Origin of the sequence: Microbacterium sp. oral taxon 186 str. F0373, from assembly GCF_000411455.1 — a bacterium.
GTDB lineage: Bacteria > Actinomycetota > Actinomycetes > Actinomycetales > Microbacteriaceae > Microbacterium.
Genome location: NZ_KE150457.1, coordinates 679,403 through 690,271, shown reverse-complemented (window position 1 = coordinate 690,271; position 10,869 = coordinate 679,403). Strand labels below are relative to the sequence as shown.

Annotated in this window: 8 protein-coding genes and 2 pseudogenes; 1 reads left to right on the top strand and 9 read right to left on the bottom strand. The window is 63.6% G+C overall.

The features are described from left to right. Window positions 1-93: 93 nt before the first annotated feature. The 3 genes and pseudogenes from HMPREF1529_RS03165 to HMPREF1529_RS15320 form a co-directional block, all read right to left on the bottom strand. Window positions 94-399 (bottom strand): annotated as a pseudogene (locus tag HMPREF1529_RS03165) (IS481 family transposase); the annotation flags it as partial. Window positions 400-743: 344 nt separating this feature from the next. Continuing rightward, complete coding sequence (locus HMPREF1529_RS03160; protein ID WP_016463664.1) at window positions 744-1,409, bottom strand: DedA family protein; 666 nt, start codon at window positions 1,407-1,409, stop codon at window positions 744-746. Beyond that, on the bottom strand, window positions 1,409-2,149 hold the full coding sequence (locus HMPREF1529_RS15320) for a phosphatase PAP2 family protein (protein WP_016463663.1): 741 nt from the start codon (window positions 2,147-2,149) through the stop codon (window positions 1,409-1,411). The genes HMPREF1529_RS03160 and HMPREF1529_RS15320 overlap by 1 nt, the downstream gene beginning before the upstream one ends. Before the next feature lie 267 nt (window positions 2,150-2,416). Between HMPREF1529_RS15320 and HMPREF1529_RS03150 the strand changes: the two genes are divergently transcribed. After that, the gene (locus HMPREF1529_RS03150; RefSeq protein ID WP_016463662.1) at window positions 2,417-4,897 is read left to right on the top strand and encodes a bifunctional lysylphosphatidylglycerol flippase/synthetase MprF; all 2,481 of its coding nucleotides are present in this window, start codon (window positions 2,417-2,419) and stop codon (window positions 4,895-4,897) included. A gap of 29 nt (window positions 4,898-4,926) precedes the next feature. On the opposite strand, the pseudogene HMPREF1529_RS15505 reads toward HMPREF1529_RS03150, so the two are convergent. The 6 genes and pseudogenes from HMPREF1529_RS15505 to HMPREF1529_RS03120 form a co-directional block, all read right to left on the bottom strand. Continuing rightward, window positions 4,927-5,577, bottom strand: a pseudogene (locus HMPREF1529_RS15505) (ATP-binding cassette domain-containing protein); the annotation flags it as partial. Between the two features lie 10 nt (window positions 5,578-5,587). Beyond that, on the bottom strand, window positions 5,588-6,514 hold the full coding sequence (locus HMPREF1529_RS15500) for a sensor histidine kinase (protein ID WP_232212037.1): 927 nt from the start codon (window positions 6,512-6,514) through the stop codon (window positions 5,588-5,590). A gap of 110 nt (window positions 6,515-6,624) precedes the next feature. After that, entirely contained in the window at window positions 6,625-7,290 is a 666-nt protein-coding gene (locus tag HMPREF1529_RS03135; protein WP_016463659.1) for a response regulator transcription factor, read from the bottom strand. A gap of 876 nt (window positions 7,291-8,166) precedes the next feature. Then, the gene (locus tag HMPREF1529_RS15800) at window positions 8,167-8,511 is read right to left on the bottom strand and encodes a DUF488 domain-containing protein (RefSeq protein WP_232212036.1); all 345 of its coding nucleotides are present in this window, start codon (window positions 8,509-8,511) and stop codon (window positions 8,167-8,169) included. A 195-nt stretch (window positions 8,512-8,706) separates the two neighbouring features. Beyond that, window positions 8,707-9,381, bottom strand: coding sequence for a flavin reductase family protein (locus HMPREF1529_RS03125; protein ID WP_016463657.1), 675 nt, complete (start codon window positions 9,379-9,381; stop codon window positions 8,707-8,709). A 32-nt stretch (window positions 9,382-9,413) separates the two neighbouring features. Beyond that, window positions 9,414-10,808, bottom strand: a complete 1,395-nt coding sequence (locus HMPREF1529_RS03120; protein WP_016463656.1) for a purine-cytosine permease family protein — start codon at window positions 10,806-10,808, stop codon at window positions 9,414-9,416. Between the last annotated feature and the right edge of the window lie 61 nt (window positions 10,809-10,869).

Sequence of the window (10,869 nt, the reverse complement as noted above, 5' to 3'; positions counted from 1 at the left end):
ATGGTGAGCGTGAGAACTTCCATCCTGGAAGACCTCGACGCCCATCCGCGAACCAGCCGGCGGTCCCGGGCTACACCCTCAACTGCGAAGAGCCATTTTGTCGTGCACGCTGATCGGTCCGTGGTCCAGACCAGACGCTTCGAGCGCGGCGCGCACCGCGACGGCTTGCCTCTTCACGTCGTCGGCGATTGTCGTGGGACTCGACTTCGGGCGCCGAGAGCGCGGTTCGAGCGCCGCCGCTTGACCCTCCACAAGCGCGCATTTGCGGATCGCGTAGAACGTCTTCCGCGAGATGGAGTGCTCGGCGCAGAACGTACTCACCGCTCCACGCGGCGCGTCGGGTGGCCACTGAGCGATAGCGAGACGGACACGGGGATCGACGGGCTGAACCGGGCTCATCCCTCACAGATGTGCCCGAGAAGTGTCACCACCGAACAACCCCGAAGCGTCACCGATCTCTTGATGCCGATCCGTCACCGATGTCCTGAGACATGACAAGGACGAATCCTCACAGTTCAGATGTCAACCAAACTCGGGGCAGACCCGAGCTGCATAGAACGCGAGGCGGGTGGCGACCTCATCGTGGCGGTGCGCATCCTCGGGATCGAACATAATGTCATCCATTTGGTCCATGCGAAAGCTCATTGATGATGGCGGGCCCGATTCTCGAGAGATCCGACGTCCGACGTTCAGACGCCCTATGGGATGGGTTGCACGGCTAGGTAGTCCTGCGGGAGACGCCTCTAGCTCCCTTGGGGGTCCCCCGATGGGGGAACCGGCATGGATTCGGATGCTCTGCGTGCGGCACGGCGGCGGCGTAGCGCACTTACAACGATGGGTAGAACAGAGATGAGGACGATCGTGACCATCAGAACATCGATGTTGTTCGCGATGAACGGTATCCCCCCCAGAAGAACACCCAACAAGACCATGCTCACGACCCATCCGATTCCACCTAGCACATTCCAGAAGAAGAACCTCCGGTAGCGCATATCGGCGATTCCAGCGGCAAGGGGAACGTACGTCCGGACGAACGGGACAAAACGGCCCAGTACGAGAGATGGCCCGCCGTATCTCACGAAGAACGCGTGCGCGCTTTCGAGACGCTCGATGGTGAGCACTCGAGCATCCGGCCGGAACAAGCGCCTGCCAAATCTTCTGCCCAACCAGTACCCGACCTGGTCCCCCGCGACGGCAGCTACCGCGGCAACGATGACAACCTGCCACGCACTGATACCTAACTGGGGGGCCAGGATCGCGGCCGTGATCAGGAGAGAATCGCCCGGCAGGAAGGGGAAGAGCACGCCTGACTCGATGAACACCACCACGGCGATGCCCACCAAGACCCAAGGCCCGAACGCATGCAACCAGCCGGATGCGTCCAGCAGCGGAATCGCTGTGGCGACCATCAGCTGGCACTTCTCTCTGATCGAAATGGTGCGGGAAAGAGCCGGTCAATTCTCTGTTGAATGTCTCCCACGCTCAACAACCGTCCGATAACGGCGTACGCGAGGGTCGCTGCGAAGAACCCGTACACAACCGCGGCTATCACGTCGCTCGGGTAGTGCGCCCCTACATACACACGGCCGATCGCGATGATGAGGGTCGCCGTGCCGCCAAGCGCAACCGCCCCCCATCGATAACGGCTGGTCCAGAGCAGCAAAACCACCACGGTAGACAGTGCGGAGATGAAGGTCACATGCCCACTGGGAAAACTGGCATCCACCTCTATCGGTCCCACATGGTGGGTGATCGCGCTCCAGTCGGGACGGGGCCGAGCAACAAGGGCTTTGATGAGGGCGCTCGACAACCAACTCAGAGCAACCGCGAGTCCCGCGCCGAGGCCCACCGCCAGACTCCGGTAACGCCATCCGGCAAGTCCTGCGAACGCGACTCCGATGGCGATCGCCATCGGCGCTCCCACGGCGAACGCGGCGAACTCGCCCCATGCGTCCATAAAGGGTGCCTGTGCTCCGTTCAGCCAGATGTCGAACCCGAGCTCGTTCTTGTCTCGCGAAACCACCAGTCCCCACAGAAGAACACCAATCATGCCAGCGAGGCATACCGCGACGGTCAGTGAGAACTCCCAGGGCAGCCCTGGCCACTTCCTCGTCGCCGTGTTTATCGCATGCTCGGAGTTTTGTGCCATGACAGGATCGTGCCCGATCGCCTCAAAGAATCCTCGAAGAAACACTCGGCCTGCGAGGTCTGGGGTGGTGGATGACCGCCCCCCACGTTGCCTACCCTCAGGACCGTCTTAGCGAAAAAGCCATACGCTTGCGAGGTGATACACCGTTCCTGCGTTGATGTACGAACCGGTTTGCTCGCCACAGGCAGCAGCATGTTCAGTCGTCGACAGTCGGGCGGGGGGGCTGTGCTGAAGCTACGGCGGTTTCTGGCCTGGAGCCGGAACTGGATGAGCCGGCATCCCACAACGGTCTTTCTCGCCGTCCTCGTGAGCGCCTTCACTGTTGGCGGGGCGATGAACTCGGAGATGAGACTCGAGCCGCAGGCCGTGTCGGGTCCCGCCGGGTTCGACCTCGATCGCTGGTGGAGTTCGCTGTCGTCGCTCTTCTCCATCTCTGACCCGCTCGCCCTGACCCTCTTGATCCCCCTTCTACTGCTGGTCATGGGACTTTGCGAGAAGAGGATGGGCAGTGTGAGGAGTCTCGTTGTCTACCTCCTCGGCGGGGTGTTGTCAGGAGTTGCTGGATTCGGGATTGGGTTCCTCGAGGAGCAGTACCTCGAGTTGGTTCCCCTGAATGCGGCGACGTTAGACACATTGTCTCCTCTCGCACCGCTGATATGCACCGCCATGGCGGCGAGCTCATTTATGAGCGCCTTGTGGCGCCGGCGGGTGCGCCTACTCACGACAGTGGTCGCCGCGACCCTCTATCTCTATGCCGGCAGCTCGAACGATCTCTTCTCGCTCGTCGCTGTTCCGATCGGCCTCGGTCTGGGCTACGCGTTCGGTGGTAAGCGCCGACCGGTGAGGGTTGTCCGCAGCTCTCACCACGAAAAGCGTGTTCTCCTGGCTGCCCTGGTCCTCGTAACTTCGATCGGTCCTGCCGTGGCGACGTTCGGCGGCAGCGGAGCTGGGCTCTTGTCCATCTACGGGTTCTTGTCCTCAGACCCCATATCGGTGGTCGACGGTCAGGTCTGTGCCTTCGGCTCGATGGCTGCTCCCTGCCCAGCTGCATACAGTTCGTCCACAGACCTTCAGCCGGCCGCGGGAGCCATCGCACTCCTTCCCATTATCGTGGCGATCCTCGCCGCCGTCGGTCTTCTCCGGGGCCGACGCGATGCTCTCTGGATCCTGGTCATACTCAATGCTGCCCTGTTCGGCGGCATGATCTGGCTGCTCGCAGCCATTCAGCCTGACACGCTTGCCCTCCTTGCCCAGGCACGAGACACAGAAACGCAGGAATACGTCTGGCAGACACTCGTTGGTTTAGTTGTCGGTGCTGCTGTTCCGCTGATCGTACTGATCGCCCTACTCACCTTCCGCAGAGACGCCCGTGCCTCCTCGACCGCTCCTGCTCGAAGAACCTTCGCGGTCGCCTTGGCCGGCGGCGCCGGGGTCGGGGTAGCCCTGTGCTGCGCGGGAACGATAGTTGCGCGAGAGGGGTATCTCCCGTCGCCGCCCATCGCCACGATCATTACCGAGGCGCCGCTGCGACTGATTCCCCCGACACTGTTTCCCTCTGATGCCCTCACATTCGTCCCCTACACCGACGCAGCGCAAGCAGCGTGGTATCTACCTTCGGTCGTGTTCTGGATGACCGTCGTCATTGCCACCGCCCGCCTCGTACTCTCGCCCGGCGCCGTCGCGGGAGTAGCCGATCGTGCACGCATCAGGGCGCTTGTGCGGCGTGGGGGTGGAGACAACCTCTCCTATATGGCGACGTGGTCGGGCAACTCCTACTGGTTTTCTTCTACTCTGGACGCCGCATTTGCGTACCGGTTGCGTGGGGCGGTCGCCGTCACCCTGGGGGCAGCAATCGGCCCCGATTCAGCGCGGACGGAAGTTGCGCGAGAGTTCGTCGAGTTCTGCGGCGGCAACGGATGGACGCCGGTTTTCTACAGCGTCAACGAATGTGCCTCCGTCTCCCTCGCGGAGCTCGGGTGGCAGCGCCTCCCCGTAGCGGAGGAAGCCATCTTGAACCCGTTAACCTGGACGAGTGCCGGCAAGAAACGGCAGGACGTGCGTACGGCGACCAATCGGGCGCGCCGCGAAAACCTCTCAGCCCGATGGACGAGCTGGGATCGACTAAGTTTTGCCGAGCACACCCAAATTCGAGAGATCTCGGAGGTCTGGGTTGCCGAACAAGGTTTGCCGGAGATGGAGTTCACCCTCGGCGGGGTCGACCAACTGGTCGATCCCGCTGTGCGCTTGATGATTGCCACCGATGAGAATGGTCGGATCCACGCCATCACAAGCTGGCTGCCCACCTACGCGCTAGGCGGTGCCATCGACGGGTACACGCTGGATCTGATGCGGCGTAGACCCGACGCCATGAATGGTGTGATGGAGTTCACCATCGGCGCGGCGATCGACGCCTTGAGGAACGAGAACTTGTCGAGGCTCAGTCTTTCGGGCAGCCCCCTTGCGACTGTCGTTGATAAGACGGACGCAGCGGTCCCGCTGGCTCGCCTGCTCGCCAGTTTGGGTGAAATGATCGAACCCGGTTATGGGTTTCGATCACTGCATAGTTTCAAGCGGAAGTTCCAGCCCGAGTTCGTCTCCTTATGGCTCGTCTACCCCGACAATGCTGTTCTACCGGCGGCGGCCGTCGCAATCGCCCGCTGTTACATCCCGAACTTGACCATAGCTAAAGCGGTCAGGATGGGCGGCGCGCTCCGCGGATCAGGGATCAGCGCACCGCTGCCTCACTAAGGAGCAGTTCTCCACTGCTCGAACAACAACTACGTCTGGGGTGGGACGTATCCCGTCCCACGTAGCTCCACCCGAAGCCTGTCGCCGTCGCGGGCCCCGGCGCCGGGCAGACGGGGCACTCGGACGTTGTGTGAAGGAACATTGGAACCCAATGGCCGGATACTGAGACGCGTCCAATGTCCTTCATCAACGGCTCTGAGAACGTGGGCATTAGGAATCCCCTCTGCCGAAACGAGGACCTGTCCTTCGCGCAACAGCAGCCGGCACGTGCCGCTCGGTGAAGTGATATCGCCGCTTGTGCGCAAGCCGATCGTCCCGTATGCGGTCCGAGCAACGTGTCCATCCGAGACGGCATCGAGGAAGTAGGCCTCGCCGAGAAGCGATGCGACACGGGCGGAGACCGGGTAGTCGTAGATCTCCTCCGGTGTGGCGAATTGGAGCAGAGCCCCGCGGTCGAGCACTCCCAACAGTCCACCGAATCCGAGCGCCTCCTGCTGATCGTGAGTGACGAGGATTGCTGTGGCGCCAACGCTTTCGAGCGCGGCAATCACGTTGTGGCGAGCGTCCGCCCTCAGGTTCGCATCGACGGCGCTGAAGGGCTCGTCGAGCATGATGGAGCGTGATCGCACCGCCAGCGCGCGGGCTAAAGCTACGCGCTGCTGTTGGCCGCCAGAGAGTTCGTGGGGGTACCTATCCTACTGATCTACCTCGGTTTCTACCGAACACACGTTTCTTCCGTCCGTGGGGGATCGCCATGGTGATGGCGGTGCCATCGTTTGAGGTTTCGCTCACATCAACCGTCCCGCCGAATCTGCCGAGGGTGTCGTGAACGAGACTGAGGCCGATGCCGAAGCCCTGACGAGACGACCCGCCGCCGTCAACGGCATGAGAGGAACGCGCGAAGCGGTCGAAGATCCGCTCCGGGTCTATGCCGCGAATACCGGGGCCGTGGTCGCGCACTGTGATCCGCGTTTCGGTCCTGCTTTCTGACGTAGAGACAAGCACGACTTCGCCAGCAGGAGAGTGTTTCACAGCGTTGTCTATAACGGCGACCAGAGCACGATGGAGGCTGACGGGAGGGATCGCGGCGACTCGGTTTCCGGGGATGGGGTCAGCATGGATGCGGACTCCCCGCTCGCCGGCGACCAGGCTCATAGAAGCGACGGCATCTCTGATTGTGGGCGCTACGGGCTCGGGTGAGGCGACGCCTGTCGAGGTTACATCGACAGAAGCTAGGAGGTCGTTGACGACGTTGATCACGTTGAGAGAGTCGCCTCGAAGTTCCGCGACGAGCTCGCGGTGAGGGTCATCGAGCGGCATGCTCCGTGCAAGCAGCTGTATGCGACCGTCAAGAATTGTGAGGGGGGTGCGAAGCTCATGCGACGCATCCGCGACGAAGCGTCGCTGTCTGCTCAACGCGTCCACCAGCGGGGCAACGGCTCGTCGAGTGGCGAGAAGGCCCAGTGTGCCCGCGAGGACGATGGCCAACGAACCGAGGGTGACTCCCCCGACGATGATGTCCAGCCCGCCGACGTCGACGGTCTCGTCGTGCCGGTTTCTCGACAAGAGATCGCCGAAAGGGATCTGCCGAAAAACGTAGACGACCGCCGCGATCATGACAGCGATCACCAGAACTGACGTGGCGATGGTGAACCATAATCCGACTCGAATGGCCGCGCGTCGGACGATCAGCGCATCCGCACTTTCGCGTCGCGCCAGGCGCCTATTCATAGCTGTCCCAGCCGGTACCCGCGCCCGCGCACAGTCGTGACGATCGCCTGATCTGTCTTGCGGCGAAGGTAATGAACGTAGGTGTCGACGGTGCCGGGCGTGTCGGTTGCGTCGAAAACTGTGTGCAAGACCTCAGAGCGCGTGAATGTCCTCTGTGGGTGCAAGGCAAACAATCGCAGCAGGTCCGATTCTCGTTCGGTGAGGATAATGCGCCCGTCATACGGGGAGTACACGGCGCGCGAGTCGGGATAGAACTCCCAAGGACCGATACGCAGGAGCGGCCCCTCGCCCGCGCTGACGCGTCGGATTGCGCGAAGCCGCGCGAATAGTTCCTCGAACTCAAACGGCTTTACCAGGTAGTCATTGGCGCCGGCATCGAGACCGCGCACCTTATCCTGGACCGTCCCAAGCGCAGTCAAGATAAGAGCGGGGGTCAGCACCTCGTTACGGCGCAGAGTTTCGATGATCGTCACCCCATCGATGTGAGGAAGCCGGCGATCGACAATAAGCACATCGAACCCACTCTCTTGGGCGAGGGTAAGCGCTTCCGCACCGTCTGTGGCCAGGGTGACGTCGTAGACCTCCTGCAGCACGCGGACCATGAGCGGCCCGAGCTGAGGGTCGTCTTCGGCTAGCAGTAGGCGGGGTCGGTTGTCGGCCATCTTCATCCTCCGGCACTCACCCTCCCGTCTTATCTCTGAGATTGCTCTAAGAGACGCAACGTGTCCAGCATGGTTCAGCTTCTCGTCGACATCATGCAGCTATACGACTACGTCCACTCCGCCGAGCTGGTGTACGCGCTGAACGCGCAGGACATCGCAGCGATCTCCACCGGCGCGATCAGACTGCTCGACGAGGTCGCCACCGGAAAACTCCCGGTGAGGAGCACTGGTGGTCCCACATCGATCTGCCCGACTTCGCGACGAATGTCGAGGGCGCCAAGATGGCGTTCAAGCTCGTCACAGATTTCGCCGCCGCGAGCGGATCGGGTAGTAGAAACTCGTCGACAAGATTCAGCGCGCCTTCAAGGCTCTCGATCAGGAGTTCGTCGCGCACGGCACCCCCTCCTCCGGATTCGTCAGCTATTACGCAACTTGAATCGGCCTGACTTTCGTTCCGTTCTTCAAGCAAGGATGGAACTCGATGAACAGGAAGTATTCGCCGGAGATGCGTGAGCGGGCGTTGCGGATGCTCGCGGAGACGCGGCCGTTCGCGGCGAAGGGGAACCCCGAGGGCCGTGCGCTCGTCGCCCTCGACAGCGCAGGTGCCGGCATGTACCTGCCCGTTGCAGCGCTGTTCCTCATTCAGGTTCGCGGGTTGTCGGTCGCGGACGCGGGCCTTGCGTTGGGCATCGGGGCCGTCGTCGGACTGCTGTTCCCCGCGCTCGCCGGGACGCTTGTGGACCGGGCTGGTCCGCGTGGGGTGATCGGCACCGGCCAGTTGCACCGAGCGATCGCGATGCTCGTCTACCTTCTCCTTCCGGGGTGGCTGGGGGCGATTGCCGGGAGTGCGATCTGCGCCGCGGGAATGCAGCTGCATTACGGAGCGCTGTTGCACAGGAGCACCGCGTCTGTCAGCTCGGCCCGGCCGAGCGCCTCTTCGACGCGACGAGCTTCCAAGAGCCGCACGCACTCGACGGCGTACTGCTCCCACGACAATGCCCCACCGAGGAAGACGGCGAGGTCGTCGCGTTTCGCGAACCCCGCAAGCTGCGAACGGTTCCGCAGGCGCGTGTCGACGAGAGTGGTCGCGCCGCTGCCGGAGCGCAGACCGAAGAACTCACTGGCCGTCTTTCGGAGTCGCTGCGCGCGGCGTCGCGTTGTTGCCCAGCGATTTGCGCTCCGAGGATCGGGCGAGACGGAGGCATTGAGTCTCTCGGTCAAACCCGTCGAACGTGGCACCGACGCACCAGTTCCCCTCGCCGGCTTCCGTGGGCGCAGCACGACGCCCGCGGGCGCTGGGGGAGCGCACGCGGGCGTCGCGGAGAGGATCCACCTACTCCCCTGAGGTGCCGCAGGGTATCCAGAGGAAACGCCGGTGGGGGCCGGCGCGCGGCGGAGAGCCGGCGGATCCGCGAGTCAGCCTTCGGCGGAGAAGCCCATGGGCTCGCCGCCGAGGCCGGCCTGGGCGTCCGAGTCCGCGCCGGGGACGCGCATCTCGAACGTCGAGTCGACGACGGTGTAGTCGAAGTAGCCCATCCGGGCGATCGGGCGCACCTTGGCGATGTCGACGCGGCCGTCGGGGGTCAGGGAGTTCTCGTCCATGTGGATGCGTTCGACCGTCGCATAGACGACGTCGATCGTGCCCACCGTCGAGTTGCCTTTGAGGCGGTGCGTCGAGAGGTACTTGCACTCGAAGTGGAAGGGGCTCTCGGCGACCATGGGTGCTGCCGACAGATCGGCGGCGCGGCGGGTGACGCCGGCGTGGTCGAACTCGTTGACCTCCGGCGGCAGCGCCATCGCGCTGATGTTGACGGCGTCGCGCAGCGCCCAGGTAGCCATGTTCCAGACGAACCAGCCGGTCTCCTCGGCATTGATGACGGTGTCCTTGCGACGTCCGTCGGGGTACTGGTTCGCCGCGAACATCACCATCGGGGGGTCGAAGGTGAGGTTTTGCCACTGGCTGTAGGGGGCCAGGTTCTCCACGCCCTCGCTGCTGACGCTCGAGAGCCAGCCGATCGGACGCGGGACGGTCAGTCCCTTGAAGGGTGAATGCGGGGTGGGGCTCTTCTCGCGAGCCGGATCGAACTTCATGGTGCGGTGCTTTCTGATGGGGAGGGGTCGGCTCAGCGGGTGCGCGTCGCGAGCGAGCCGCGGCGGGCCGGGCTGAACCAGTAGAAGATGACGCCGGAGACGACGAGGCCGATGAGCCACGCGACTTCCGCGCCGCCGAACAGGTTGGCGATCGGGCCCACGTACAGGGAGCTGTTCATGAACGGGATCTGCACGAGGATGCCGGCGAAGTACGCGATGAACGCGAGACCGTTGACCTTGCCGTAGGGGCCGTTCGGATCGAACAGCGCCGCGATGTCGTACTCCTTGTGGCGGATCAGGTAGAAGTCGACGAGGTTGATCGCCGACCACGGCGTGATGAAGTACAGCAGGAACAGCAGGAAGTTCGTGAAGTTCCCGAGGAAGTTGTCGGTCGCGAGCGCCGCGATCGCGTAGGCGATCGCCGAGATGATCACGACGTACACGGCGCGGGAGCGCGCGGTCACGACGTCCTTCCGGCCGAGGGCCGTCACGATCGTCGCGAGCGACATGAACCCGCCATACGAGCTCAGCGTGTTGCCGACGAGCTTGCCGATGACGACCGTGAGCGACACGATCCAGCCGAACCCGCCGAGGAGGCCGGCCAGATACAGCACCTGATTATCGGAGAACGCGGCGCCGCCCACCGCGGCGGCCAGCGCGCCGATGCTCATCGCGAGGGAGGCGCCGAGGACGCTCCCGAGGAAGGTCCACCCGATCGTGGCGCGCTGCGGCGTCGACTCCGGCAGGTAGCGGCTGTAGTCGGCGATGTAGGGGCCGAAGGTGAGCTGCCACGACGCCGAGAGCGAGATGCCGAGGATGAACGGCGCGAGCGCGAACTCCCCGCTGCCGATCGTAGCCGCGGCATCCGGAGCGGCGAGGATGACGAACAGCAGCACGATGAACACGACACCGCTCAGGACCGTCGCGAAGTGCGAGACCCGGTGGATCCAGCGGTATCCGATGATCGCGAGCACGGTGGAGAAGACGGCGAAGATGGCGGCGCCCACCTTCGGGTCGACGTTCAGGAGCGATCCGAGCGCCTGCCCGCCGAGCACGAGACCGGTCGCATAGAAGCCCAGGTAGATGAACAGGGCGAGCACCAGCGGCAGGATCGCGCCATAGTAACCGAACTGCGCACGGCTCTGGATCATCTGTGGCACTCCCAGCTTGGGACCCTGCGCGGAGTGCAGCGCCGTCACCCAACCGCCGAGCACGTTGCCGATGATGATCGCCGGGATAGACCACAGCGGCGAGTTGCCGAGGATCACGAACAGGGCGCCCGTCACGAGGGCGGTGATGGACGTGTTCGCGGCGAACCATACGAAGAAGAGCGACCCCGGCCTCCCGTGGCGCTCTGTCGGGGGGATCCAGTCGATGGTGCGATGCTCGATGGCCTCACCCGCGTGCAACTGCGCGTCGGTCGACATGTGGTTCCTCCTCAAATCGGCGGCTCACCGTGAGCCGCGTGGGCGCCACACTACCGATATA